The sequence below is a fragment of the Trichococcus palustris genome (genome assembly GCF_900114465.1).
Classification (GTDB): domain Bacteria; phylum Bacillota; class Bacilli; order Lactobacillales; family Aerococcaceae; genus Trichococcus; species Trichococcus palustris.
Window position 1 is genome coordinate 195,884 of the sequence record NZ_FOTD01000003.1, and the last position, 24,826, is coordinate 220,709.

A 24,826-nucleotide genomic window follows, 5' to 3' on the forward strand; every position below is an offset into this window, starting at 1 on the left:
GTGAAAGAGAATGGCTGACAACAAAAAATACTATTACCTAAAACTTAAAGCAGATTTCTTTGAAGGCGACTCAATGATCGTCCTTGAAAGTATGCCGGATGGATATAAGTATTCCAATATCCTTTTGAAGCTTTACTTAAGAAGCTTGAAGAACGAAGGGAAGTTAATGCTTAATGAGCGGATTCCTTACAACGCAACGATGTTAGCGCAAGTCACACGGCATAGTGTGGGAGATATAGAGAAGGCCGTTAGGATATTTACGGATCTAGGTTTAATTGAACTATTGGACAACGGGGCTATATATATGAGCGACATTCAGAATTTTGTAGGGAAATCTTCAACGGAAGCCGACAGAATTAGGGATTATCGCAAAAGAATTGAAGGTGAGAAACAGGTAGAAATACCTGAAAGTGTTACAAATGTACGTACAAACGTACTAGCAAATCAAAGACATTTGTCGGACGAATGTTCGTACAAAAATACACCAGAGATAGAGATAGAGTTAGAGAAAGAGTTAGAGATAAAGATAGAGCAAGAGACAGAGAAAGAAGCAAAATCATCCGGCGGCGGCGTCCATTTGTTTTATCAACAAAATTTTGGAATGCCAACAGCATTCATCATTCAAGATTTGGAAAATTGGATAAATGATCTGAGTGAAGATGTGGTTATTATGGCGCTTCAAAAAGCGATAGAAGCTAATGCACCGTATTCCTATGCCAAGGCCATTATGAAGAGCTGGGCCAACAAGGGAATCAAAACGATTGAAGCGGCGGAAGCTGAGTCAGTTGGAAATCAGAAGCAAAAACAAAATCCATGGCAGCAACAACCGAAAAAAGAAATAACACCTGCATGGACTGAACAACCGCGGACGGAGACAGCACTTGATCAGGAGCAGCAAGCAGCAATAAACGCTCGTATCGCAAGGCTACAGAGTTCGAAGAGGGAGGCATAAAAATGAACGGAAAGTATTGGATTCAAGGCAAGTACACGGGGCGCTATTTCATTGACGGATTCGGCAATCGCTTAGAAATCTATTGGGCCGATGCGGTGCAACTGGTGAATGACCATCCGGAATTTGAAATGATTGAGGTTGACGACAGCTATACACCCATAGAAGTGAAGCTTTCGGGGCCGGATGAAATTCAACTGGATCTATTCACGACAGCGGAGGTTGAAAGATGAATGAACAGCTGAGCCTGCTTCAAGATGCGCCGACTGTCCAGATAGACGAAACGCACTGGGAAATATTCAATGATCAAAAACGTGTAGGATTTTTCGAATCGGACGGAACGCGTTATGAGTATACATCATGTGTTGGTGCCTGGTGCGGTAGCTCTGGGCCATTGGATAGTGAAAAAGAAATTAAATTTTATTTGGAAAGTGCTGCTGCTTTCTTGATCGCTCATGATCGTTATGAGGAAATGAAAAAATGGAGTAGGAAAGTGAGGAAGTAGCGGAATGAATAAACGCCAGTTAAAAAAGAAAGTCAAGCAAGCATTGCGGCGTGGGCCGCTGCTGATGACTGCAGAAGATCGGCATATCGTCCGAACATACGGAAATCGCTATTACACGCAAGAGCAAGTTTTTTGTTTAATCGATGCAGAATCGTGGCGCAAGCTTGGGGAATATATCAACGAAGTTATTGAAGCGGTGGTGCAAGGCATCAAGTCATTTGCGAAATTTATAGGCGAATTCGAATATATACCTGTAATCGAGGATCTGGAGGATGAGGAATGAACTTGTATATTTACACTGGCTACCAATGGCGGTTGATGACAGACGAGGAAATTTTGATCATGAGTTCTGAAAACGTGGTGCCAATCAAGCCGAAGCATCCGGAAGCCGGGGACATTTACATAGAGCAGGAGGTACAGAATGACGGGATTTGAAATAGTCATCATCGGATTAGTGGCCGTTATCCTCATGGGGTACCTTGAAATACTGACTCTATTGGACAATAAACGGAGGTATAAGAAATGATTAACAATGTAGTGCTAGTCGGACGCGTAACGAAAGAGCTTGATTTGAGGTATACACCGGCAGGAAAAGCCGTGGCGCGGTTCAATCTGGCAGTCAATCGTGATTTCAAAGATGCAAACGGGAATTCCCAGGCTGATTTCCCAAGTTGCCAGGTGTGGGGGAAAACAGCTGAAGCCATGGCTGATAACTTGCGGAAAGGCTCATTGATTGATGTAACCGGACGGATCCAAACAGGCAGCTACGAGAAGGATGGTCAGAAAATCTACACGACTGATGTCATTGTTGAAAAGTTCCACTTCCTGGAGGCTAAAAATGATAATAGCAATCGTTCGAGCGGTCAACAAGACAACGGGAATAACCAACAAAATTCTGGTGGGCATCATCAATCAACTGATCCATTCATGGGCGTTGGTGAGCCTATTACTGTTAATCCTGATGACCTTCCGTTTTAAGAAATGGGGACCGAACGATGAGAGTGAGTGAAAAATACGACGAGGAAAAACTGGATGGAGCCCTTGAAACCAGGGGAGTCCATGCCAATGCGCCGGATTCCTATGCAGAAGATAGCCAGTTCCTGCGGCACATGCGCACTCTGGACACGCGACGCCTAACGCCGACAGAGGTGAGGCGATTGATCAGAATAGCCGAAAACGGCATGCGCGTGAGGTTTGCGATTGAAAAATGGCTGGCTGACATAAAGAGACGCGAAGCCGAGAAAATTGCAGACAAGTCGATTAATAACGGCTTGAAGTACAGTGAGATTTACAGGCGTTTAACCAGCCAACTGAGAGGGATGAGGTGAGTGCGTGAGTAAATACGGAGCGAAAAAGGTCACGATCGACGGCATCACGTTCGACAGCAAAGCAGAATCACGTTATTACGAGTATCTTCTTAAACTAAAAAAATCGGGTCTTGTAGAAGATTTCTCCATGCAGCATTTACATTACTGGACAGGTTTGCTCATCCGCAGACGGGTAGAATCGTGCGAGCCATCACCTACAGGGCTGATTTCGAAGTATTATACGCAGATGGCCGGATAGAGGTTGTCGATATCAAAGGTTTCCTGACACCTGAGTTTAAAATAAAAGCAAAATTGTTCATGTTCCGTTATCAAATTCCGTTGGTGCTGCTGAAGTGGAGTGCAAAAGACAAAAAATTTGTGGAAGTCTAGGAGGAGATTGGATGGCTTTTAATTTCTTTATTCGCAAAAAAGAGGAACCGGTGCAGCAACAAGAGGCTCCGAAGAAAAATGTGGTCAACGCGGATCTATTGCTCAAGAGAATAGAACTGATGCATGATACGCACTACAGCGTTGCGAGGCACAAAAACGGAAAAGGCGAGCCGCGCGGATACTGCAGGGCGCTGAAGGACATCGAAGAAATAATCAAAGACATGAAAGAGGTAGAGGCATGAGCGACAGGAACACACAGTCAGGGTTACCACCAGAAAAGGATTACTGGTCAATCGTAAGAACAGCGTTCGAGGATGATGTGATGAATAACGGCTTCCAAATGACGTTAAACAATGGCATTTATGATATTTTCGAATGCGGGTTCCTTATATATACGCTTGATGGAAACAAACTGATTTATAAAAAAAGATATTACTGCAAGTTCGTTGATGATGATCGGACAGCCGTATTGGAAAAGATACTATACAAACATTTTGGCTGGGGCGGGCCAGGCAGTTCGCTGATCAGCGAAAAAATAATTTCTTGAGAGTACAACAGAAATAAAGTGTTTCGTGAATTTTGGGAAAAGGTGGATGTAATTGGCAGAACAAATACCGGAAAAATGGATTGAAGTGATTGCAATAACCGTATTAAAGGAGCAAAAGAAGCAAGAACGCATTGCATCAAAAGAGCAGCATGATCGTCGCTTTCGTAATACCGAACTTCTCGTGAAAAATTACCGCAAGTTAAGCGCGCATTGCGAGAACTTGCCGGAGCAAATTGGCATTATTCATCAAGAAATAGATATGGGATTGCTGGAACACATTGACCTGAATCTGAAAGAGGTCATGAAGTCCAAGCAGAAAACAAAAATGATCATGGATTATATCGATGCGATGCTGCTGGCATACAGATCATTGGCGGAACGAGGCGGGGATGTCGCTAATCGCAGGCATAAAATTCTCCAAGATATGTATCTGAAACCCGAATATGAAAATCCAACCGCGTTAATGGAACGCTACGGCGTCGAAAAGACGACTTTATATAAAGACTTAAAGAAGGCAATCGAAGAATTCTCCGTCGTGCTCTTCGGGATCGATGCCTATGTTTTACAGACGAGCGGAAAAAGAGTGGACGAAAGGTGAACTGAAAAGGTATATACTGTCTTTGAAGGGGTCTGCAAAAAATCAGGCTCCAATGCCTCCTTTTTATTTATTGGCCCCGCACATTTGTGTGGGGTTTTTGGTATAGTTAATAAAAGGGAGGTGTGAAGCGATGGATGGTTATAAAGTGCAAATTTACGTTGTGAATGATTCTCATGATTCGGCAAATGGAAAGGAATTTACTTTCCCAATTATTCCAAGAGTAGGTGATTTAATCGATGTGAAATACAAAATCGATGAAAAAAATCATCCGAATTTAGGCGTTGTTGGTGTGTTTGAAGTTAAGCGTGTATACATTCATGAATTCGGGAGCAAGTATGATGCTACGTTGCATGTTGAAGGTGATGAAGAAATCGCATAATTATTAGACCTCACTTGAGGTCTTTTTTAATACAAAAAATACAGGTGGTGATGGAAAATGGCAGGATTGACGTTAAAGCAGCAACGGTTCGCAGATGAGTACATCATCTGCGCAAACGTGGAACAAGCTGCACTAAAGGCAGGTTATAGCAGATCATATGCAAGAGCGAACGCTTATAAATTATTGGCAAATGTGAGCATAAAGGCTTATGTAGATGAACGACTAGAAGCTTTGAATTCAGAAAAGGTGGCTGATCAGCAAGAAGTGATGGAGTTTCTTACTTCTGTTATGCGTGGCGAGGTAACGGAGCCGGTACCAATTTTTGTGGGCGATGGCTTTCAGGAAGTGATGAATTTAAAACCAAACGTCCAAGCCAGGAGAGCTGCCGCAGTGGATCTCGGCAAGCGCTACGGCATGTGGACGGAGAAAATAGAACAGACCAACCGCAACATCGAAATTGTTGTCGGCGATTGGGATGCTGACGATGAAGACTGAAACGAAACCATCGATTAAGATTGAATTTAAGTACCCATCCAGAGTTTTTAATAAGCACATATACGAGAAGCTATATGATTACGATACATTCACTGAAGCCCACTATGGGGGCGCCTCATCCGGTAAATCTCATGGCGTTGTCCAAAAAGTAGTTCTGAAAGCTTTGGGTGAGTGGAAAAAGCCTCGTAAAGTGTTGTTCCTACGTAAAGTGGGCGCAACTCTTAAGGATTCCATTTTTGAAGATGTGAAGCAATGCTTGATTACCTACGGCGTGTTCGATTACTGCAAGGTGAACATGACGGATTATCGGATCAAGCTGCCGAATGATGCAGAGCTGATCTTCAAAGGAATGGATAACCCAGAGAAAATCAAATCGATCAAAGCCATTTCGGATGTGGTTATGGAAGAGGCATCCGAATTCACAGTCGATGATTTTACCCAGCTCACTCTGCGGCTCCGGGATAAAGGCCACAAACAAAAGCAAATATATCTCATGTTCAACCCGGTTAGTAAAACTAACTGGGTTTTTAAGTATTTCTTCGAAAAGAAGCCGGCTAACACGGTCATCTATCAGACGACGTACAAGAGCAACCGTTTCTTGGATGAACTCACGAAGCAAAATATCGAAGAGTTAGCGAATCGGAACCCTGCGTACTACAAAATATACGCGCTTGGCGAGTTTGCTACCCTGGACAAGCTAGTTTTCCCAACCTATCAAAAACGGCTGATAAACCGCGACGAAGTGGCTCAGTTAACGTCCTACTTCGGTCTCGACTTTGGTTATATCAATGACCCGTCTGCATTTATTCACCTGAAAATAGATGAACAGAACAAACGGATTTATTTCCTCGAGGAGTATGTGCGAAAAGGATTGCTGAATGACAAGATTGCCGAGGCTATATTAGACCTGGGTTATTCGAAAGAAGTCATAACCGCTGACTCTGCGGAAAAGAAATCCATTGCTGAAATTAGACAGAAGGGAATCAGCCGGATCCGAGAGGCGAAGAAAGGTCCTGATTCTGTCATCCAAGGAATCCAATTTCTTTCGCAGTATGAATTTATCGTTGATGAACGCTGCGTTAAGCTGATTGAGGAGCTGGAAAACTACACTTGGGTGAAGGACAAAGGCACAAATGAGTACATCAACAAGCCGGTAGACAGTTATAACCACGTTATCGATGCTTGCCGTTATGCGGTCGAAGGAATTCGTAGCAAGGTCAAACTAAAAACAATAAAAGGAGGGCTATAAGTGATATTGATTCATCCTGCAGAGGAAGAAGTAACCGCTGAAGTAGTGAATAACTTCATAGAAATTCATCAGGCCGAACTAGCTCGATACATGCGACTGAAGAACCTTTTTGAAAGCCAGGCTCCGATACTCAGTCTGGATAAGAAAGAGCCCTACAAGCCTGACAATCGCCTGGTAGTGAATCATGCAAAATATACGGTCGAAACATTCAACGGCTACTTCGCTGGAATACCTGTGAAGGTCAGCCATGAAGATAAAAATGTCAGCGAAAGAATTGAGCAATTCTTAAGAATGAATGATATGGACGATAATTTCGCGGAGTTGAGCAAGATTACCTCGATCTATGGCCATGGATTTGAATTGCTCTATCAGGACGAAGAATCTGAGACCTGCTGCACGTATAACAATCCGCTGGATATGTTTATCGTCTATGATGACACGATTGCGCAGAAGCCTTTATTTGCGGTTCGGTATCAGTTCGATTCGGAAGGGAAGATAAATGGACAGCTGTTCACTAAAAACGAGGAGGTAGCCATTGTCCAGGGTGAAGAAGATTTAGCGTTCGCAGAAACAAAGCTACACTATTACGGTGATGTTCCCGTGATTGAATACATTGAGAATGAAGAGCGGCAGGCGCTGTTTGAGCCTATTGAATCGCTGATCAATGCGTATGACAAAGCCTTATCCGAAAAAGCCAATGACGTTGATTATTTTGCGGATGCATATCTCTGCATTCTTGGTGCAGAGCTGGATGAAGATGGCGTGACGAGAATCCGGGACAATCGGACTATTAATATATTTGGCACGGATGACGCGAGCAAGATTGTCGTTGAATTCCTGCAGAAACCTGATGGGGATACAACGCAGGAACATTTGCTGGACCGTTTGGAGCGTTTGGTTTATCAGATCGCTATGGTCTCAAATATCAACGATGAAAGCTTTGGGAATGCATCAGGTGTTGCACTGGAGTTCAAGCTGCAGCCGATGAAGAATTTAGCCGCAATGAAGGAGCGAAAATTCACGTCAGGCATGAATCGCCGTTTTAAAATGCTGTTCAACCTGCCGACTAACATCGAGGCCAGTAAGAAAGATGAATGGCGCAATCTGAAATATAGATTTACCCGGAACATTCCAAGGAATATCGCGGATGAAGCGGACACTGCCTCATCTTTGCAAGGGGTCGTATCTAAAAAGACGCAATTGAGTGTGTTGTCCATCGTTGATAATGTCGATGATGAGATTGAGAAAATGGCCGAGGAAAACAATTCCGGCAATAGCGGCTATTCTACGGATCCAAACGGCGGCTTTGCAACTGAAGGAAGTTAGGCGATCACATGGCTACTGAAGAGAAAGTTAAATCCAAAGATAATAAAACCTATTGGCTTGACCGGATGACTCAGCTGGATGCGGCTCAGGATAAAAGAAATAATGCGTTCGACAATAAAATGCGGAAAGAATATCACGCGTTGGAAGAGAGCATCAGCAAAGATATCGCTAGCTATTATCAGAAGTACGGAAAAGATGACGTGATCGAGTACCGGAAACTAGTCATTTCCTTGACAGACTCTGAGAGGAATCTCCTGTATAAGGATTACGACGAGTTCATGAGAAGAAATCCAAAGTATTCCCACTTGATGCCGGTCAGGGAAAGCATATATAAGCTGAACCGATTAGAAGGTCTGCAACTATCCACGAGGATGCAGATGGTTGAATTAGGGGCATTTGAGCAAGAGGGATTAGAACAGCTGCTCAAAGAAGCTTATGAAAATGGATACTTATCAACGATGAAGGGGCTGGATAGTGCTTCTTCATTTTTTAGCGTGAACAACGACGCTATGGCTCAGACGATAAACGAGAAGTGGACCAATGGTGCTAATTTCTCTGATCGTATATGGGACACCAAAGAAAAATTGATAAACACACTTAACAATGAAATCCGAGACGGCATTATTCGCGGGGACAGTTATCAGAAGATGACCCAAACGCTGCGGCATAGGGCCGAGGTTGGCGCATACGAGTCTCTACGATTGGTGGCGACCGAAAGTGCGTTCGTTACCAATCAAGCGAACAAACAGGCTTTTATGGATGTAGGGATAAAGCGTTATGAGATCTCTGCCGTTCTGGACAAACGGACAAGCCAAACATGCGAGCATTTAGATGGGCAGCAGTTTAAGTTTAAGGATGCGAAAGTCGGATCGAATTTCCCGCCGTTCCATCCGTGGTGTCGCTCAACGATTTTCGGCATTGAGAACGACTGAGAAAGGAGTTGGATTAATGACAATGTTAACCGTTCTATTATATGGACTTTATTTAGTTGTATTCTCTATTTTTGTAGCTTTAAGCATTCTGATCGTGGGTATCAGTATCAACGAGGTTAAGAAAAGAAAGGAGTAGTGATCCAATATCTAATCTAACGCGAAGGAGGTGGAATTTTGGAAGAAACAAAAACAGTACCAGAAATTATTGATTATTTGATTCTTAATTCAAATGATATCAAAACGTTGGTAATTGCCTTTGAAACGAAAAATGAAATTTTTTATGTTGATGCAAATAATAATGACATTATCGTAAAAATGGGCATGCTTGAATATGCAAAAGAAGTGGCGCTTAGAGGCAATGATACTGATTACGAAAAAAAAATAGACGAACAACTTTAGGAGGGTTGGTATGAAACACTTTATCACGAAGTACGCAGAAGACGGCAAGCGTTTTGCTGAAAGCTGGTTACAAATCGATGCATTCGGCAGGTCGTTTTGCTTCAACAAGAAAAAAATAGAAATTTAAACAGGGGTGTCGAAATGAATTTTGGACAAGCTATCGAAGCATTAAAAGAAGGAAAGACGTCCTGATGTACGGTGACGATGTCGGTGAAGAGATTGAATAGGTGGTGCGGATATGGCGCGAGAATCGGAACATTCGTTTGGAGAATTGAACAAGGTCGAAATAAAAGATGGACTGTTTGTAAATGGAGTGGAAATAAGCCACATACTCAAGGCAAATATCAATATGGATGCCAATAATATTTCGGTTGTAACAATTGAATTTGCTGCAAATATTATTGGAATAGATAAAAAATAATAGGCGGTGTGCTAACGTGCAGTATTTACCTATAATCACTATATTCATTTCTCTTCTAGCGATAGGCCTATCCATTAGCAACATTCGCTATATAAAGAAACGTGACGCTGAAAGGAAAGCCTATTACAAAAATAGGCAAAACAAATAAATGACTCATGGCCGTGCTTGTTCTCGGCCTTTTTCTTTTGTCCGTTGCCTCGCTGTGGACGCTATAAATAAAGCGTGAGTAAATAGTCAACCGAGACTCTAAACGTGAGGAGAATTACGATGAAAATCGATAGATTCAAGCAATCAAGACCATATTTACCTTTGAAATTACAACTGTTCACTGAGCCACCTGCAGATCCAGCGCCGCCAGTGTCAGACCCAGTGGACCCGCCTGCGGATCCCGCTCCACCCACTGACCCTAAACCGCCTGCGAAGATGTACACACAAGAAGAAGTCGAAAAAATGATGAAAGACCGTGTTGCTCGCGAGAAAAAAGCAGCTGAGGAAGCTTTAGAAGAAGCCAAGAAACTTGCGAAAATGAATGAAGATGAAAAGGCCAAGTATGAATTGGAGAAACTTCAAAGGGAATTGGCTGAATACAAGAAAAAAGATGCCTTTAACGGTTTATCCAAAGAGGCATCAAAAATGCTTTCTGAGCATAATATTCATGCCGATGATGAATTGCTCGCTTTCGTCGTGAAGGGTGATGCAGAGGCTACAAAGTTAGCCGTGGATTCGTTTGTGGCTCTAGTCAACACAAAGATATCTGATGGAGTGAAACAAGCGCTATCCGGCACACCACCTAAGGCAAGCATAACAACTGCCGGTGGAGCAAAGAACCCATTTAGCAAGGAGCATTTCAACTTAACCGAACAAGGTCGTCTGAAAAAAGAAGATCCTGAACGCTACAAAATACTAAAAGCCTTAGCAGGCAAATAAGGAGAGGTTATAAATGACAGTAGTAAAATTAACAGATGTTATTCAACCGGAGGTATTCACTGAGTACGTCATGAATCGAACAGCGGAAAAATCAGCACTCTATCAATCAGGGATTGTCGTGAACGATCCACAATTCAACGAGTTGGCAAGCGGGCCATCCAAATTAATGGATATGCCTTTCTGGAATGATTTGGCTGATACGGAAGCAACGTCCGTTGCTGAAGCGACGGATTTAACGGCACAAGGGATCACAACTGGCAAAGATATTGCGCGTAAATTGATGCGTGCACAAATGTGGGGTGCGAACAACTTGGCTGGAGCATTGTCCGGAACTGATCCATTGGCTAAAATCGGAGAGCTGGTATCTGATTACTGGGTACGCCAAGACCAACGAATTGTATTGGCAATGTTGAAGGGTATTTTCGGCGCAACCAGCATGTCCGGCAATGTATTGGATATTTCAGGAAAAACGGTAGGCGCCAACGTATTGGGTGCGGAAGCATTCTTGGACGCACAACAATTGCTAGGTGATTCTAAAGACCTTCTAACTGCAACAATGATGAATTCTTACACTGAAACATTCTTGAAAAAATTAAACCTAATCGAATATGTTCCGGTAGCTGACCAAGGCAAACCTCTGGCTTACTTCATGGGCAAACGTGTAATTGTTGATGATGCTGTTGCATTTAACACTGGAACGGGCGTAGGTGAAATCTTCTTGTTCGGAGAAGGAGCAATCGGTCAAGGTAACGGTACTAACCCTAATATTCTAGCGACTGAAGTTGCCCGTGATGCTAAAAACTCTGCCGGTATCGACTACTTGATTAACCGTCGTATTCAATTGCTGCACCCTCGTGGAATTAAATGGACTGAAACTGCTGTAGCTGGCGAGTTCCCGACGAATGCTGAGATTCAAACAGGAACGAACTGGACACGTGTATATGACAACAAGAAAATCCGTGTCGCTAAACTAGTATTTGGTACTGTAGCGAACGCATAAGAGAGGATGAACGCAATTGGCTTATATAGCAGTCAGAGAATTTTACGATACGCAGTATGGCGATATCCGTTATCGAGTGGGACAACCTTATCCAAGCGATGGAATCGATGTAAAACCGAGTCATATCGATTATTTGTTGAGTGATGCCAATCAACAGCGAAAAACGTTCATCAAATTCGTTCCGGATGCTGAAACGGATGAAGAAGTTGCGAAAGTTTTCCCTAATCACATCGGAGGCGGCAAATATGAGCTTTCCAACGGTGAAAAAGTGAAGGGCAAGGAAGTGGCGATTGAAGCGGAGAACGCACTGAAAGTCGGTGAATAACCATGACTTTTGAAATCAGCATTATCGATCGTGTGAAGATTCGTATTCCTGAAATCGGATCAGGTCTGATGTATGAACTAGAAACGACTGCATTAGACAGAATCAAACTGCGTTTGGGACTGGCAGAGTTCCCCGTTGAATTGAACTCCATCGCTGTCGAAGTAATCTGCGCTATGTATAATCGATCATTTCATGAGGGAATCAAAACTGAGGGAGTGGACACCTTCAGTACCACTTTCGTGGATGACATCCTGAAGGAATATGAAACGGAATTCTCCAGATATCTCGCTATCAAAGAAAAACAAGCAAATACAAATAGAGGGGTGTTGAGATTCTTATGAGATTTCAGCCCCTTTTGTTTTATAAAAATGAATCGTTGGAGACAGACGCGCTTGGGAACCCAATCAACACGCTGGAGAAATTTTGGCAATCGGATGGCCGCTTTTCCAATTGGACTTCCCAAGAGATTGCTTTGGATAATCGCAATGTAACGATCAACAACCGAAAGATAGTTACCCGGGCATCAAAAAGCTACTTGGAGCAAGCTTACAAAGTTAAATTCGAGGGCCGCTACTACTCTGTAAAAGAAGTGAAGGGTTCGGATTATGATCGTTGGCGCATCCTTATTGTGGATCGTTACGGAAGTGATGGACAATGAAATTTGAATGGAACGGAAAGCAGTTGAACGACCTTCAAATGAAGTTGTTAGAAAAAAGTTTGCTTGATTTTACGGCAGTCAGTAACAAAAACATCCGTGATATTTTTGCTCGGTCGCAACAAACTGGTGGAACGCCTGTTGGGGATTACCTAGGAGGCGGCGGATTACGTAAATCAGCCCGTTACGCTAAGGATGAGATGGGATACTTAATGGACTATGGGCCGCACGTTGAATACGGTCATAGAACTGTAAACGGCGGTTATGTACCTGGTCAGTATTTCCTGAAGCGGAACGTGGATACGCAGCGCCCGATTTACAAACAAGATTTGAGAAACAAACTGAAGGAGTAGGCGCATGATTAAAAAATTGAGTTTCACCACTGTATTAGCTGCAGTGATTAAGACTGTAAAGGCCGGGACCGAGCTGGAATGCTACGACTTAGTTCCAAGCGATGAAGATTATCCATACTATGCAGCTGAGATTATTGGTCAGATTCCAGATCCATCAAAAACGATGTGGAAAGAACGTTATCAAATTGTCATTCATGCGTTTGCTGATGGTTCGAATGGTTCAGTAGCCTTATTCGAAATAATCGACAATCTTGCTGAGGCCATGACAATGGCAATTGAACTGCCTGCCGGCTATGAATTAATCATGCAGACACCGACAGGGGTACAACAAATTTACGATGAAGCAGATGGTTCGAAGCATGCCATTATGGGCTATGACTTCACTATATTCTACGGATTCAAAACCAAAATTTAGGAGGATGATTAAATGGCAGCAGATCCATTATACGCACAATTAACAGGCACGCTTACAGCAGCGATTGCCGGCAAAGATTTGGTGTTGGCTTTATACAACAGCACGACTTTTACGCTTCTGGCCGTAGCCGGACAACAAGGGTTGACAATCAATCGTGATAAGGACACTTTCGAAGTGACTTCAAAGGATTCGAATGGATGGAAAGAGTTTATCGGCGGCCTGAATGAATGGTCCATCGATAATGATGGTATCTATGTGCGCTCAGACGCTACTCATGCGGCTTTGAAAGAAGCGTTTACGTCAGGCGCTCCGATTTTAGTTAAAGTTGTGAATATCAAAACATCAAAGGATATGTTCGGTGGATTGGCAATCTTGAACAGCTACCCAATCGAGGCCCCGTATGATGATGCCGTGACTTATACAATCGGTTTGCAAGGAACTGGGGAATTGGTTGACTTGGCGGATGTCGCATCCACTATTACGCCCTAGTGAGCCAATAGTGGTTACAGTAGCACCGGCTAGTGCTACCGTATTGCCCGGCAAAACCAAGCAATTAGTCGCAACAGTAACAGGAACAGATATCGATACAGTTACATGGACAACAAGCGCAGCTTCAGTTGCTACAGTCGATGGAAACGGTTTGGTTACGGTTTTGGTAGGCGCAACTGCAGCACAAACCGCTACTATTACAGCAAAATCTACGCAAGATGTCACAAAGGCGGCTACAGCGATTATAACAGTCGGCTAGTAGCATAAATAGGAGAGTGGAAATATGTTTGAAGTTGACGGCGTAAGCTATACATTGAAATTTAACAAACAGAAATTGAAGACGATTGAGCTGACTGCGAATACAAGTGTCGTTGGAGAAATCACAAAGAACAATGGGATTCTTCGATACTCTCTGATAGAACAGCTATTCTCTTTCGGATTGGTTGAAGAAAAGACAAATGAAGCAGTGAAGCAGAAAAAAGCACTTGAATTGTTTGAAGGTGTGGTTGAAGAAAATGGATTGATCAGCTTAAATATGGCGATCATTGAAAAGTTGCAAGATGACTTGGGGTTTATGTTCCGTTAGAACTCACCGAGAGCGAGTTTCCTGAAAACGACAATCCTACACCAGCTGATTTACGCCGCGCGGAATTAGCCAGGGATTTCTCTTATGAGAAAGATCTGGCTTTTTTTGTTGTCCATTTTCACATGACGCCGGCCGAATTCGGCATGCTGACTGAAAAAGAAAAGATGTTCATCCGGAAAGAGCATGAGAATAAATTGATTTCGGACACGACCTGGACGCGAAACGCGGTTCTGAATGCTGAGGCAAACCTCAACCGTAAGAAGCATAAACGCTTTATCGAATTGTTCCCTAAAAAGCCTACCAAGGTGGACAAGGAATATAACGAGAATGCAGTGAAAATCATCGAAGAAATGGATCGAAACAACGGTCAATGTTGGATTGAGAAGATATTAAAAGCCGCCGGAATGAAAAAGGCTATCGCTCAAAGAAAGGAGTAAATAATGGCTGATTATGTATTAAGCGCAAATATTACGGCGGATGCGGATAAATTTAAAACTGCGGTTAAGTCTGCAATATCTGACTTGAAAGGTTTAGAAGAAACATCAAAATCAATCAGCGAAAAGATTGCCGGTGCTGGAAAAACAATCAGTATGGTTGGAGCCGGTATGACAGCTGCCATCACAGTTCCGTTTGTAAAAGCTGTCCAGACAACTGCAGACTTTGAACAAGCGATGACAAAAGCAGGGACGATTGCAGGCGCTAGTGCTGAAGAGTTGAAAGCAATGACTCAAGCCGCAGTGGATCTTGGAGCAAGTACTTCCTTATCCAGTAGTGAGGTAGCTGTCGCAATGAGCGAAATGGCCGCAAAAGGTTTCGATGCCAATCAAGTAATTGCCTCAATGCCGGGTGTCATCAGCGCAGCTGAAGCTTCGGGGGAAGACCTCGCATTGGTGGCCGATACGGTTACGAGTGCGTTGAATGGGTTCGGCATGGAGGCGAGTGAATCAGGTCGAGTCGCTGATATCCTCGCAATGTCTGCCAATAAAACTGCTGCAGGCGTGGAAGATTTGAGCTATGCATTGAAATATGCCGGCCCAAGTGCAAATGCCTTAGGAATCAGCATCGAAGAGCTAACGGCAGCGACAGGATTCATGGTTGATGCAGGTATGGCTGGAGGGCAAGCTGGAACAACTCTCCGAATGGCTTTCAGCCGTTTGGTAGATCCAACCAAAGAAGCCACCGGGAAGATGGAACAACTCGGATTTAGTGCAATGGATGCTGATGGCAATTTCAAACCGTTGAATCAAATTGTGGGTGAATTGAGCACGTCTATGGACGGCATGACGGAAGCGCAAAAGCTGTCCACGCTGTCTACCATCTTCGGGACGGAAGCCGCAAGCGGGATGATGATTCTTCTGCAGGCCGGACAAGAAGAGTTGCAAGGCATGACCAAGGAGCTGGAAAATTCCGCCGGAGCCTCTGCAGAAGCGGCTGCTAAAATGAAAGATAATTTGGCTGGTGCGTTGGACGAATTAAGTGGATCCGTTGAATCGGCCACAATTTCAGTAATGAGCCAGCTGACACCTATGATTCGCCAAATTGCGGAAAGGGTCACGAGCTTAGTGAATGCATTCAATGAATTGCCGGATGGAACGAAGAAACTGATTGCTATGACTGCCGGGATTGCGGCTGTTGCAGGTCCAGTGATAACCGTGCTAGGAACAATGATTTGGGGATTAGGTAGAGTTGTCGGGGTACTTGGATTCTTGCTCAGTCCGATGGGATTAGTCGTTGCCGCAATCATAGGATTGGTTGCCGCGTTTGCTACAGCGATGATAAAGAGTGAATCATTCCGGAACACGGTAATAACAGCTTTCAACAACGTAAAAGATATTGCCATGGGGATATTTGCCGAACTCAGCGGAAAAATGAATGCCGTTTGGGAAAAAGCACAACCAGTTATAGCCGGATTTGTATCTAGCGTTCCTGGTCTCTTGTCAGGCATGGGCCAAAAGATGGGGAGTATTTTTGATGCAGTAAAAGAAAAAGTATCGAGTGTCTTCCAAACCATTGGCCCGATCATACAAAGTGCGATCGCATTTATTCAACTGCTACTTGCAAACATCGGAAATTTCATCATGAATACTTTCCAGGCAATCGGCCCTTCGGTCATGAGCTCGCTAGGAAATATCGGTTCACAGATTGGATCGGTATTCAAGACTATCTGGGGTATCATTCAAGCTGTTTATCCAATTTTCACAACGTTCTTCAGCAGTCTATTATCCGGATTCCAATCAGCGGACGGAGCAGGTACTGGCTTTGCCATTAACTTATCAACGATACTGTTTGGTTTGAATCCAATCATCAAAGGAATCATTATATTGTTTCAAAACTTTGGACCTCAAATTGTAACAGCCTTCCAACAGATTGCTACTATGGTCATTCCGTTGATGGCAACTATCGGAACGACAATCGGACAATTGGCAACGGCAATCATACCGCTTGTTATGCAGGCTTTAGCGACACTGATTCCGATAGTTGTTCAGGTTGGAACCACGTTCATGAACATCATCAGTTCGGTATTGCCAGTGGTTATTTCATTGTTCAATCAATTTATTCCAATCATTGTACAAGTCGTTCTGATGTTCGCAAATATCATAGCGCAGGTCGTTCCATTAGTTGGCGTATTGATCAGTTCTTTGCTGCCGGTTATTCAAAATATCATTGTTGCTTTCATGAACATTGTTTCCGCAGTAGCGCCGGCCTTTATTGCGATTATCCATGCGATCATGGCCGTCATTCAGGCACTATTGCCAATCATCATGATGATAATCACGGTTGTGGTTCAAGTATTCGCTGCAGTAATATCGACCATTAGCCCGATTGTAGCCTTTATCGGAACAATCGTCAGCGCGATTATGTCTGTCATCACGCCTATCATTGTATTTGTTGCGGGTGTCATTACGTCGATTGTCAGCTTCATTACGCCTTTGATTCAGATCGTTACGGGAATTTTCTCAACGATATTCACTGTAATCAGCGGCGTTTTCCAAAACATCATGACGTTCATCGGGAGTGCGATTAATTCCATTGGTACCATCATCAGCGGGTTAACGAACACGGTATCCGGCGTATTTAATACCATCTACAGCACGGTTTCTAGTGTCATGAGTAACGTTTCTAGCAAAATCAGTTCTGTCTTTGAGGCAATCAAGACCTCTTGGAACGGGTTGACGAGTTTCGTAAGTGGCGTATTCAGCGGTATCTCAAGCGCTGTAAGCTCACTAGTCGGACAAGTAAAGGGATTCGTTAATGGTGTCATTGGTGGCGTAAACTCGGCAATCAGCATCATCAACAAGATACCCGGCGTTTCCATCGGAACCATTCCCTATTTGGTGAATGGTACGAATAACTGGCAAGGCGGTTTCGCCCGGATGAATGAAGGCGGACGCGGCGAGTTGGTAAATCTGCCGAACGGATCACAGGTTATCCCTCACGATGTATCTATGAAATACGCGAAGGAAGCTGCAAGAAACACAGTCGGAGAATCCGAGGGCGGTTCAGGCGTTTATAACGAGGGGGACGTGAATATTACAATCGATCGATTCGAGAATAACACAGATAGAGATCTTGAAACATTGGCTTACAACCTGGCTTGGATGACGAAGAAAGAAAGGGGGAGATTGAGTGCTTACTGATGCAGATTTGTATGAACAATTACTGGATTCTACTGATCAAGCGGTTTTCGTGTATGGCGATACCGTTTCGAGCGATATGGGCCTTGTAGTCAGTAACGAGACGGCTCAAACGAGTCCAGAAGCGGATATCTCCTTCCAGAAAATTCCTGGACGCGATGGCAGCCTTATTGTTGATAACAAGCGATTGAATAATTTCATTTATCCGATTCACACGTATCTCAGACCAGAAGTAGGTTTAGATATCCATGAAGCAGCTTCTCACATTTCGCAATGGCTAAAAGGGGACGTGCGCTACAGAGAGTTGTATTTGTCATGGGATCCTAATTACATTTACAAAGCCGTTTACAACGAACAGTTCAGCATTACCGACATTCTTCCGAGATTCGGGAAAATCGCTTTGAATTTCAAGTGCCATCCAATCAAGTATCTGATTAGTGGACAAAATGCGCTGGCTCTTACTTCTGGACAGACGTTACTTAATCCGGAAAAAAGAGCCGCCAAACCATTGATTTCCATAATGGGAACCGGAGACATTACCATAAAGAAAAACGGCGTAAACTGGCTCATTTTGAGCGATATCGATGGCTCCATTACCGTTGATTCGGAATCAAAAAGCGTTTATAAAGATGGCCCAAATCTATTTGAAAAAATGAACGCTACTTTGTCGCCACTGTTCCCGCAGTTGGATCCTGGGACGAACGCTATCACTTGGGCAGAAGCCGGATTTGCTGTTAGCATCACTCCGAGATGGGAGGCTATCGCTTAATGGCTATTTTGTATAAAGCGAATGAAACGGACTTCACCCATTTCGGGCTGGGAATGCTTCAGGATGCCATTCAAATCTTTGTTACGGAAGAACGTAACGGGATTTTGGAGTTGGAAATGCAATACCCTGTCAGTGGTGATCGGTTTGCAGATTTGAAACTAGACCGATTGATTAAGGCTGATGCCGGGCATTATTTGAAGAATCAGCGATTCAAAATCATTAGGATTACTAAACCATTGAATGGCATCGTAACCGTTTATGGAGAACATGTCAGTATGCTGACGCGTGATTTACCATTGCCGCCAAACGTGAGTTTTTCCGGTGATGCTACAAGTGCACTGAATACATGGAAGAATTCCATTATCGGAATTGATCCGAACCCGTTCACTGTTTTTTCTGATATTTCATTGCCGGGCAGCGGCTCCTGGTCTATCAAAGACGTTAAGAATGCCAGGGACGCGCTTGGCGGTGTCGAAGGATCACTGTTGGACACGTATGGCGGTGAGTACTTGTTTGATAATTACGATATCAAATTATATGCAAACCGTGGGAAGCAGTCTGGTGCCCTTATTGCATACGGTCGCAATCTTACAGATCTGGAGCAAGAAGAAAATATTGCAGATACCTATACCTCCATCTATCCATATGCAGTAGTATCGGACGATAACCAGAACGAAATCATTCTGACATTGCCGGAATATTATCTTGATAGCGAATATGTCAGCAATTACGCAAGACGGAAAATTCTCACCGTTGATTTTTCCGGGGATGATGTCACAACGGTCGAACAACTACGGACCAAAGCTGAAGCCTACATCATCAATAATCGGATCGGCGTCCCGAAAGTGAATCTGAAAATCAAGTATGTGGATCTGGCCAAAACATTGGACTACGAAGAGACGCAAGCGCTGGAAGAAGTAAATGTCTGCGATTGGGTAACGATCTACTTTGAGGAATATGGAATCAAAACAAATGAGAAAATCATCAAAACGGTTTGGGATGATTTGCTGAAGCAATACGATTCCATTGAAGTAGGGGAAGCTCGGGCAAGTTTGGCGCAGAGCATAAATACAACTGTTGATGGAAAACTGGAGACAGTAGCTGTTAATTTAAATACGATTCGCCTTGCTGCAGATGGCAAAACGAAGATTTACACCGGTTTAGCAGAACCGGTTGCATCGAATATCAATGATTTGTGGTACAAGCCAGTCGATTCCGGAGCGGTGGAGATGTATCGCTGGAACGGAATTATCTGGGCACTACAAAAGACAAGTGCTGATACTTTAGCTGGTACTGTTGATTTTGCTACTGTACAAGCTATTAACATCGATGCCAATGCTATTACGACAGGGACACTTAGCGGCGCAAATTTCTGGCTGAACCTCATCACCGGGCTTATGCGGTTCATTGATCCAGTATCCCAAGACACTTTAGACCTCGACCAAGCAAAAATCATATATGGTGCAGGTACTACATACGAACGCATTCTCGCGTATACATCTGAAGGTTGGAAGTTATATCCGGGACCTAACAACACCGGAACGAACTTGAACACCTCCCTGCGTCTGCATGGTGGTATCACCTATGTAGATTTCTTCGGTGACCTCACTGGAAATGCGCCGGAATCGACGCACAGAGCCCGGGTGGAATCAAACGGCGAATACTTGTATCTCCGCACCGCGAATGGGGAAGTAGTCAAGGTTATTGACTGGGGCGGGAATCCTCGGGACATCATCGCGAGGGACTTTATTACGTCGGATCCGAATAACCCGACCCATCATTATGCAGACCGCTGGGAAACGCCGCGTGATGGGAACAGAAGTATTGTAATCAGCCCGAATGGTACGGGGTCGCTTTATATATGTGATCCGACAATGACAGCTTATTACAACATAAAGGCCTCCGATTTTGTCGTATCTTCATCGGAAACGATTAAAACTAACATCGTGGAATCAACAATCAGCGCCTTGGATCAGATTATGGACCTGACGGTGGTCGAATACGACCTGATTAAGGATGTACAAGATGGGACGGTTGACAAGCAGCTCGGATTCATTGCTGAGAATAGCCCAGCTATTTCGAACCCAACAAATGATGCCATTAGCTTGTACAAGGCGAATGCATTGGCCACAAAAGGGGTCCAGGAGTTGTTGGCGAGGATTGAAGCGCTGGAAGCAGAAAACGCAACGATGAAAGCTGACATTTCCGCAATAAAATAAACATTGGGGGAACCCTTATAAAAGTAAAATTGAATGATGATGAAATTCATATTAAAAAGGATGGACTAATTGTCCATCCTTAAACATTGTGACGTTTCATAAAAATAGTTTTACATATGCTGCATTAGCTGGAGTTGTGAAGGTTGATTTCGGCATTTGTTTGAATGGATGTGCTGTTCGTGAAGATCCTTCTTTTCCTTTTTCAGCAAATACTCCAACTTGTTTAATGTTATTTTCAGATACTCCTCTGAGGTTTATTGAATTTGTAGGAGTATATGATACACCTAAATTGAACTCTCTAGAAATACTGATGATTAGTTCATGTGCAATTTGACGTACTAATGCAAAATGAAGATTTATTATTGGAGACTCATATCCACTCTGATCCACATTAGTGAATAAACTTTTTGTTGCAGTCGCTAAACTCAAATAGTTAATTTCCACATTTTCGACAGAGTCAACATGAGTCCCTCCATCTTGCTCAGCCATAGTAAGTACGATTGATTTTCTCGTAATGCTGAGATCAAGGTTTTCAGAATGTTCGACAATAATGTTGCTTTCCCACCAATCAATGAAATTTAACCATTTAACATCAATGTGCCTGCTTTTTTCTAGAACAGGTAAATAGATATTATCGACCTTTCCTGGCAACGCTGGTGGCTTACTCGGAACGGTCACCATGCCCACTAAATTAATACTAATTATTGGGTCAATTGCTTCAAATCCTGTATTAAAAAATTTCATAGATTCTTTCCGGTCCAGTTGCTTAAGCAAGCTGACTGTCTTATTATTTTTCCTTGGAAAATCGGGATCTTTTAATAAAGTCCTTATTATTGCGGACATCATTTTTGCTTGTGCAAAATTTCCTCTGTCGTAATTGTGTGCGGAATCAACTAGAAAGGAAATCTGCTCGTGAAGTTGTTGCATATAATATTCTTCGTTTTCAATCACTTTCTCACCTCGCTTTCTGTATTCAGTATAAGCGATAGTTAGCAAAAATTGATACAGTACTTAAAATAATATTTTTGGAAAAGCTATCTTTATAGATAGTTTTTTTCGATTTACCAAAAGGAGTGATACATGTTGGTCTTAGAACAATTTATAATAGATGCCGACATTACTTGGGATCAAGTCGGTAAAACGTTTTACGAAAATCCGGAAGCGAAAGCCGGCCGGAAGATGCGTGTACGAGTTGTCAATGGCGGTATCGTTGAGGATTTAACCGGATATACGCTTAATCTAGGGTGGACGAGTCTGAAAGATCCGACGAAGTTTGGGTTGGATGCCTTTACTGCAGTAGATATCACAAAAGGGATATTCGAGATTGTCTATACAAGTGGCATGCTCACAAATATAGGCCCGCTCAACGCATCGCTGCAGCTTGTCCCTCCTGGTGAAGGAAGGCCGGTGGAATCCAATAATTTCAGACTCACCGTGAAGAACAGTGCGATCAATTCATCGGCGATTCAGGGTGAGACAAGCTTCCTAGCTTTGGAGAATGCACTCGTGGAAGTGAATGGTTGGAACGCGCGGATTGATGACGTGGAACAGGAGTTTAGGGATCGGGCGGATGCTCTGGATGCGGCTTATCCTGTTAGGCTTACGGCTGCAGAGCGGTCAGTAGCGGCTGTTGAAGCGCAAGTCGATTTGTTGAACCGCGGCCTTGGTGAAACAATGCCTACTATGGCTTCACTATTAGCAGCATACCCTACCGGAGACACTAGGGATCATATTGTAGCTGGGAATATCGCAGAGGTTGATACTCTGACTGTTACAGGAATCCCGACAACTGCTGGTAATGTGATTGTGACTCTGAATGGGGTTGCGGTGAATGTTCCCGTAACGGTAGGTGTGGCTGAAGTAGCTTCACTGCTAGTTACCGCGGTTCCAACTGTGGCCGGTAATGTGACAATCAACTTAAATGGCGTACCCATTACTGTAGCGCTTGATCCTGCTGTACAAACTACGACTGGTTTGGTAGCAGCCGCAATTAGAGCTGCTATATTCACTGGTTGGACTACTGGAGGCACTGGATCAACTGTTACATTCACGGCAACCGCAGTAGGCACCAAAACTGACGCCACATACAGTGCAGGAACCACAGGCGCTACTGGCACGATGACGACCACTATCCAAGGCGTTGTAGCTGCCACTACCACAATCGTTGCAACAGCTATCCGGGCTGCTGTGTTTGCAGGTTGGACAACTGGAGGTACCGGCGCAGTAGTAACCTTCACTGCAACTTCCGTCGGAACAAGAACAGCTCCTGTATTCAGTGGGGGATCTACAGGTACAACCGGGACATTTGTAAGAACTGCAATCGGAGAGGCTGCAAATTACCATAGATATTTCTGGAACGGAACGGCATGGACAGATGGCGGAGCTTATCAGGCTATAGAAGTAGGTGATAAGGCTGTAAGTAGTGTTAAAATCGATAATTCGGTTATGAAGAATCCATTGAGTAATTTATTTGGAAGCGCGCATAATACTGGAATTGTTTACAATGGAGCATCTGGAGTTGAGAGCAATGGGGTGTTTACTGTTACTTCGTCAACAACCTATGGAACAATTTATGCCAAATTGCAGAACCTAGGAAAAATGACTGACTTTATTTTATTAGGTAAAGTGGCGGCACCTTCTGGAAGTTCAGCAATTGGTGCTGGGTGTTATATGAATGCCTATGCCTATGACATAAATAACGCAAACTTAGGAACCGCTACCAAAGTATTAATGAGTGGACCTAATTCTGTAAACCTTCAAGAAAACGTATATCAAAATCTATTTGCCAGGTTCTCAATCGCAAGTAAACCAACCGCAACTAGGCTTGATATAGGTTTTAACGTCGGAGCAGTTGGTCAAATATTCAACGTTAAAGAGTGGTATATCGTCGACGTTACGGGACTTACAGATGCTGAAATATTAAAGTTGGACCCTGCCGCATTATATGCGAAGTCGAATAGAAACAGTGAGGTAATAAAAGCAACGCTTGCAGATAAAGCATTGGAAGCTGTAAATGCAACCAATGCGGTAAATGCAACTAATGCAGTGAGCGCCATTTCAGCAGCAAGCGCAAACAGTGCCGAATATGCTAAAAATGCTCAGAGTGCAACCCCTCAAAAAGTAGTTGACTTTGCTGCAGCCGTACCGCATTTCGGAGGCACACTCACATCCTATAATTTAGTGACTCGTTCGTGGACCTATGTATTAGCTGCAAGTTATGACGGTATGCGAGTACCTATTGACGTTGAAGCTAATCATTCATACTTAATGATATTCAAAAGCGCATCAAGCTCACTAGGTCAAGCGGGTTATCTAAACGTAGCAGGTCAGTGGGCGCAGACGAAAGGAATATATGATGTAACACTCGGTGGACAAGCTTATCGATATGCTTTTGTTGATGTCTCCACTGATTTTAGAGAGTATTTAATGCTTGTGCATGGAGGTGCTGCAACTGCAGGTTCTACCCACACTATCGATGACTTAAAAGTGTTTGACGTAACTGGTTCGACTCAAAACTTAATATTGATAAATGATTGCTTCACTACTAATGGTGGAAACTTCAATATCGCCCAAAAGATTAAGGAGATCGAATCCTCAATTTCCGAGTCAGCTTCAAACTTGACGGCCAGGTATATGGTAAATAGCGCACCAAGAATACTTCTGAACTATTTGGGACTGGTTGCATTTGGGGTTGAAGCTTTAACTTATGATGCTGAGTTAGAGACAATAACCTATACGCTAACTCAAAGTTATGGAGGAGTTACTTTCCCTATTGGAATTGAAACAGGGAAAAGTTATTTAGTTATATGCAAAACGCCTTCAGCATCTCTTCAGCAAGCAGGGTATTATACCTCAGGAAGTGGGTGGGGCGGTTATGGCGCCTTTAACAGCTATACCTATAATGGTGTAGTGTATGAATATGCTTACTTTACTGTCGGTGCTGACTGGCGAGCACA

The 24,826-nt window shown here is 43.5% G+C and carries 33 protein-coding genes and 1 pseudogene; 33 read left to right on the plus strand and 1 reads right to left on the minus strand.

Going from position 1 to position 24,826, the window contains the following annotated elements:
* Positions 1 to 10 precede the first annotated feature (10 nt).
* From BM101_RS03495 to BM101_RS03645, 32 genes and pseudogenes are all read left to right on the plus strand, one after another.
* Positions 11 to 952, plus strand: a complete 942-nt coding sequence (locus tag BM101_RS03495; RefSeq protein ID WP_087030818.1) for a phage replisome organizer N-terminal domain-containing protein — start codon at positions 11 to 13, stop codon at positions 950 to 952.
* Positions 953 to 954: 2 nt separating this feature from the next.
* Positions 955 to 1,182, plus strand: a complete 228-nt coding sequence (locus tag BM101_RS03500; RefSeq protein WP_087030821.1) for a hypothetical protein — start codon at positions 955 to 957, stop codon at positions 1,180 to 1,182.
* Positions 1,179 to 1,454 (plus strand): hypothetical protein, encoded by a 276-nt coding sequence (locus BM101_RS03505; RefSeq protein ID WP_087030823.1) that lies wholly within the window; start codon positions 1,179 to 1,181, stop codon positions 1,452 to 1,454. Before BM101_RS03500 ends, BM101_RS03505 begins: the two co-directional genes overlap by 4 nt.
* Positions 1,455 to 1,458: 4 nt before the next feature.
* The gene (locus BM101_RS03510; protein ID WP_087030826.1) at positions 1,459 to 1,737 is read left to right on the plus strand and encodes a hypothetical protein; all 279 of its coding nucleotides are present in this window, start codon (positions 1,459 to 1,461) and stop codon (positions 1,735 to 1,737) included.
* Entirely contained in the window at positions 1,734 to 1,889 is a 156-nt protein-coding gene (locus BM101_RS14025; RefSeq protein ID WP_177194349.1) for a hypothetical protein, read from the plus strand. Before BM101_RS03510 ends, BM101_RS14025 begins: the two co-directional genes overlap by 4 nt.
* A gap of 87 nt (positions 1,890 to 1,976) precedes the next feature.
* On the plus strand, positions 1,977 to 2,432 hold the full coding sequence (gene ssb, locus BM101_RS03515; RefSeq protein WP_087030829.1) for a single-stranded DNA-binding protein: 456 nt from the start codon (positions 1,977 to 1,979) through the stop codon (positions 2,430 to 2,432).
* A 17-nt stretch (positions 2,433 to 2,449) separates the two neighbouring features.
* Entirely contained in the window at positions 2,450 to 2,782 is a 333-nt protein-coding gene (locus BM101_RS03520) for a hypothetical protein (RefSeq protein ID WP_087030831.1), read from the plus strand.
* 4 nt (positions 2,783 to 2,786) lie between these two features.
* A pseudogene (locus BM101_RS03525) lies at positions 2,787 to 3,151 on the plus strand (DUF1064 domain-containing protein).
* A gap of 11 nt (positions 3,152 to 3,162) precedes the next feature.
* Positions 3,163 to 3,393 (plus strand): hypothetical protein, encoded by a 231-nt coding sequence (locus tag BM101_RS03530; protein ID WP_087030834.1) that lies wholly within the window; start codon positions 3,163 to 3,165, stop codon positions 3,391 to 3,393.
* Positions 3,390 to 3,698 carry a hypothetical protein gene (locus BM101_RS03535; protein WP_087030836.1) on the plus strand — a complete coding sequence of 103 codons (309 nt, stop codon included), beginning with the start codon at positions 3,390 to 3,392 and terminating at the stop codon, positions 3,696 to 3,698. The genes BM101_RS03530 and BM101_RS03535 overlap by 4 nt, the downstream gene beginning before the upstream one ends.
* A gap of 52 nt (positions 3,699 to 3,750) precedes the next feature.
* Entirely contained in the window at positions 3,751 to 4,296 is a 546-nt protein-coding gene (locus BM101_RS03540) for a hypothetical protein (protein WP_087030839.1), read from the plus strand.
* 130 nt (positions 4,297 to 4,426) lie between these two features.
* Complete coding sequence (locus BM101_RS03545; protein ID WP_087030842.1) at positions 4,427 to 4,675, plus strand: hypothetical protein; 249 nt, start codon at positions 4,427 to 4,429, stop codon at positions 4,673 to 4,675.
* Between the two features lie 57 nt (positions 4,676 to 4,732).
* Positions 4,733 to 5,170, plus strand: coding sequence for a terminase small subunit (locus tag BM101_RS03550; RefSeq protein ID WP_087030845.1), 438 nt, complete (start codon positions 4,733 to 4,735; stop codon positions 5,168 to 5,170).
* On the plus strand, positions 5,160 to 6,419 hold the full coding sequence (locus BM101_RS03555) for a PBSX family phage terminase large subunit (protein ID WP_087030847.1): 1,260 nt from the start codon (positions 5,160 to 5,162) through the stop codon (positions 6,417 to 6,419). Before BM101_RS03550 ends, BM101_RS03555 begins: the two co-directional genes overlap by 11 nt.
* The gene (locus BM101_RS03560; protein WP_087030849.1) at positions 6,420 to 7,745 is read left to right on the plus strand and encodes a phage portal protein; all 1,326 of its coding nucleotides are present in this window, start codon (positions 6,420 to 6,422) and stop codon (positions 7,743 to 7,745) included. It abuts the gene before it with no gap.
* 8 nt (positions 7,746 to 7,753) lie between these two features.
* The gene (locus BM101_RS03565; protein ID WP_087030852.1) at positions 7,754 to 8,677 is read left to right on the plus strand and encodes a minor capsid protein; all 924 of its coding nucleotides are present in this window, start codon (positions 7,754 to 7,756) and stop codon (positions 8,675 to 8,677) included.
* 174 nt (positions 8,678 to 8,851) lie between these two features.
* Complete coding sequence (locus BM101_RS03570) at positions 8,852 to 9,076, plus strand: hypothetical protein (RefSeq protein ID WP_087030854.1); 225 nt, start codon at positions 8,852 to 8,854, stop codon at positions 9,074 to 9,076.
* 238 nt (positions 9,077 to 9,314) lie between these two features.
* Positions 9,315 to 9,497: a hypothetical protein gene (locus tag BM101_RS03575; protein WP_087030857.1), complete on the plus strand. Its 183-nt coding sequence runs from the start codon at positions 9,315 to 9,317 to the stop codon at positions 9,495 to 9,497.
* 267 nt (positions 9,498 to 9,764) lie between these two features.
* Positions 9,765 to 10,424, plus strand: coding sequence for a DUF4355 domain-containing protein (locus BM101_RS03580; protein WP_087030860.1), 660 nt, complete (start codon positions 9,765 to 9,767; stop codon positions 10,422 to 10,424).
* A gap of 13 nt (positions 10,425 to 10,437) precedes the next feature.
* The gene (locus BM101_RS03585) at positions 10,438 to 11,424 is read left to right on the plus strand and encodes a major capsid protein (protein WP_087030863.1); all 987 of its coding nucleotides are present in this window, start codon (positions 10,438 to 10,440) and stop codon (positions 11,422 to 11,424) included.
* A gap of 16 nt (positions 11,425 to 11,440) precedes the next feature.
* A complete protein-coding gene (locus BM101_RS13855; protein ID WP_143084413.1) occupies positions 11,441 to 11,749 on the plus strand; it encodes a hypothetical protein in 309 nt (102 codons plus the stop codon).
* Positions 11,750 to 11,751: 2 nt separating this feature from the next.
* Positions 11,752 to 12,090, plus strand: coding sequence for a phage head-tail connector protein (locus BM101_RS03595; RefSeq protein ID WP_087030866.1), 339 nt, complete (start codon positions 11,752 to 11,754; stop codon positions 12,088 to 12,090).
* Positions 12,087 to 12,407: a hypothetical protein gene (locus tag BM101_RS03600; protein WP_087030869.1), complete on the plus strand. Its 321-nt coding sequence runs from the start codon at positions 12,087 to 12,089 to the stop codon at positions 12,405 to 12,407. Before BM101_RS03595 ends, BM101_RS03600 begins: the two co-directional genes overlap by 4 nt.
* On the plus strand, positions 12,404 to 12,757 hold the full coding sequence (locus BM101_RS03605) for a hypothetical protein (protein ID WP_087030871.1): 354 nt from the start codon (positions 12,404 to 12,406) through the stop codon (positions 12,755 to 12,757). The genes BM101_RS03600 and BM101_RS03605 overlap by 4 nt, the downstream gene beginning before the upstream one ends.
* Positions 12,758 to 12,761: 4 nt before the next feature.
* Entirely contained in the window at positions 12,762 to 13,172 is a 411-nt protein-coding gene (locus tag BM101_RS03610; RefSeq protein WP_087030874.1) for a DUF5072 family protein, read from the plus strand.
* A gap of 12 nt (positions 13,173 to 13,184) precedes the next feature.
* A complete protein-coding gene (locus BM101_RS03615) occupies positions 13,185 to 13,661 on the plus strand; it encodes a phage major tail protein, TP901-1 family (RefSeq protein WP_087030877.1) in 477 nt (158 codons plus the stop codon).
* Between the two features lie 10 nt (positions 13,662 to 13,671).
* Positions 13,672 to 13,920, plus strand: coding sequence for an Ig-like domain-containing protein (locus BM101_RS03620; RefSeq protein ID WP_177194350.1), 249 nt, complete (start codon positions 13,672 to 13,674; stop codon positions 13,918 to 13,920).
* A 24-nt stretch (positions 13,921 to 13,944) separates the two neighbouring features.
* Positions 13,945 to 14,247 carry a segregation and condensation protein B gene (locus tag BM101_RS03625; RefSeq protein WP_087030882.1) on the plus strand — a complete coding sequence of 101 codons (303 nt, stop codon included), beginning with the start codon at positions 13,945 to 13,947 and terminating at the stop codon, positions 14,245 to 14,247.
* A 143-nt stretch (positions 14,248 to 14,390) separates the two neighbouring features.
* Positions 14,391 to 14,684 carry a phenylalanine racemase gene (locus tag BM101_RS03630; protein ID WP_245825585.1) on the plus strand — a complete coding sequence of 98 codons (294 nt, stop codon included), beginning with the start codon at positions 14,391 to 14,393 and terminating at the stop codon, positions 14,682 to 14,684.
* A gap of 3 nt (positions 14,685 to 14,687) precedes the next feature.
* The gene (locus BM101_RS03635) at positions 14,688 to 17,885 is read left to right on the plus strand and encodes a phage tail tape measure protein (RefSeq protein ID WP_087030888.1); all 3,198 of its coding nucleotides are present in this window, start codon (positions 14,688 to 14,690) and stop codon (positions 17,883 to 17,885) included.
* Positions 17,875 to 18,651, plus strand: a complete 777-nt coding sequence (locus tag BM101_RS03640) for a phage tail domain-containing protein (protein WP_087030891.1) — start codon at positions 17,875 to 17,877, stop codon at positions 18,649 to 18,651. Before BM101_RS03635 ends, BM101_RS03640 begins: the two co-directional genes overlap by 11 nt.
* Positions 18,651 to 20,870: a phage tail spike protein gene (locus BM101_RS03645; RefSeq protein ID WP_177194351.1), complete on the plus strand. Its 2,220-nt coding sequence runs from the start codon at positions 18,651 to 18,653 to the stop codon at positions 20,868 to 20,870. The genes BM101_RS03640 and BM101_RS03645 overlap by 1 nt, the downstream gene beginning before the upstream one ends.
* Before the next feature lie 96 nt (positions 20,871 to 20,966).
* Here BM101_RS03645 and BM101_RS03650 read toward each other — a convergent pair whose 3' ends face one another.
* A complete protein-coding gene (locus BM101_RS03650; protein ID WP_087030897.1) occupies positions 20,967 to 21,821 on the minus strand; it encodes a hypothetical protein in 855 nt (284 codons plus the stop codon).
* 129 nt (positions 21,822 to 21,950) lie between these two features.
* On the opposite strand from BM101_RS03650, the gene BM101_RS03655 reads away from it, so the two are divergent.
* The coding region (locus BM101_RS03655; protein ID WP_143084414.1) for a BppU family phage baseplate upper protein at positions 21,951 to 24,826 on the plus strand (2,876 nt) is incomplete at its 3' end.

Coding starts and splice junctions, on each gene's coding strand:
- BM101_RS03495 (WP_087030818.1), top strand. CDS start 11: ATGGCTGACAACAAAAAATACTATTACCTAAAACTTAAAGCAGATTTC.
- BM101_RS03500 (WP_087030821.1), top strand. CDS start 955: ATGAACGGAAAGTATTGGATTCAAGGCAAGTACACGGGGCGCTATTTC.
- BM101_RS03505 (WP_087030823.1), top strand. CDS start 1,179: ATGAATGAACAGCTGAGCCTGCTTCAAGATGCGCCGACTGTCCAGATA.
- BM101_RS03510 (WP_087030826.1), top strand. CDS start 1,459: ATGAATAAACGCCAGTTAAAAAAGAAAGTCAAGCAAGCATTGCGGCGT.
- BM101_RS14025 (WP_177194349.1), top strand. CDS start 1,734: ATGAACTTGTATATTTACACTGGCTACCAATGGCGGTTGATGACAGAC.
- ssb (WP_087030829.1), top strand. CDS start 1,977: ATGATTAACAATGTAGTGCTAGTCGGACGCGTAACGAAAGAGCTTGAT.
- BM101_RS03520 (WP_087030831.1), top strand. CDS start 2,450: ATGAGAGTGAGTGAAAAATACGACGAGGAAAAACTGGATGGAGCCCTT.
- BM101_RS03530 (WP_087030834.1), top strand. CDS start 3,163: ATGGCTTTTAATTTCTTTATTCGCAAAAAAGAGGAACCGGTGCAGCAA.
- BM101_RS03535 (WP_087030836.1), top strand. CDS start 3,390: ATGAGCGACAGGAACACACAGTCAGGGTTACCACCAGAAAAGGATTAC.
- BM101_RS03545 (WP_087030842.1), top strand. CDS start 4,427: ATGGATGGTTATAAAGTGCAAATTTACGTTGTGAATGATTCTCATGAT.
- BM101_RS03550 (WP_087030845.1), top strand. CDS start 4,733: ATGGCAGGATTGACGTTAAAGCAGCAACGGTTCGCAGATGAGTACATC.
- BM101_RS03555 (WP_087030847.1), top strand. CDS start 5,160: ATGAAGACTGAAACGAAACCATCGATTAAGATTGAATTTAAGTACCCA.
- BM101_RS03565 (WP_087030852.1), top strand. CDS start 7,754: ATGGCTACTGAAGAGAAAGTTAAATCCAAAGATAATAAAACCTATTGG.
- BM101_RS03575 (WP_087030857.1), top strand. CDS start 9,315: ATGGCGCGAGAATCGGAACATTCGTTTGGAGAATTGAACAAGGTCGAA.
- BM101_RS03580 (WP_087030860.1), top strand. CDS start 9,765: ATGAAAATCGATAGATTCAAGCAATCAAGACCATATTTACCTTTGAAA.
- BM101_RS03585 (WP_087030863.1), top strand. CDS start 10,438: ATGACAGTAGTAAAATTAACAGATGTTATTCAACCGGAGGTATTCACT.
- BM101_RS03595 (WP_087030866.1), top strand. CDS start 11,752: ATGACTTTTGAAATCAGCATTATCGATCGTGTGAAGATTCGTATTCCT.
- BM101_RS03600 (WP_087030869.1), top strand. CDS start 12,087: ATGAGATTTCAGCCCCTTTTGTTTTATAAAAATGAATCGTTGGAGACA.
- BM101_RS03605 (WP_087030871.1), top strand. CDS start 12,404: ATGAAATTTGAATGGAACGGAAAGCAGTTGAACGACCTTCAAATGAAG.
- BM101_RS03610 (WP_087030874.1), top strand. CDS start 12,762: ATGATTAAAAAATTGAGTTTCACCACTGTATTAGCTGCAGTGATTAAG.
- BM101_RS03615 (WP_087030877.1), top strand. CDS start 13,185: ATGGCAGCAGATCCATTATACGCACAATTAACAGGCACGCTTACAGCA.
- BM101_RS03625 (WP_087030882.1), top strand. CDS start 13,945: ATGTTTGAAGTTGACGGCGTAAGCTATACATTGAAATTTAACAAACAG.
- BM101_RS03630 (WP_245825585.1), top strand. CDS start 14,391: ATGCTGACTGAAAAAGAAAAGATGTTCATCCGGAAAGAGCATGAGAAT.
- BM101_RS03635 (WP_087030888.1), top strand. CDS start 14,688: ATGGCTGATTATGTATTAAGCGCAAATATTACGGCGGATGCGGATAAA.
- BM101_RS03645 (WP_177194351.1), top strand. CDS start 18,651: ATGGCTATTTTGTATAAAGCGAATGAAACGGACTTCACCCATTTCGGG.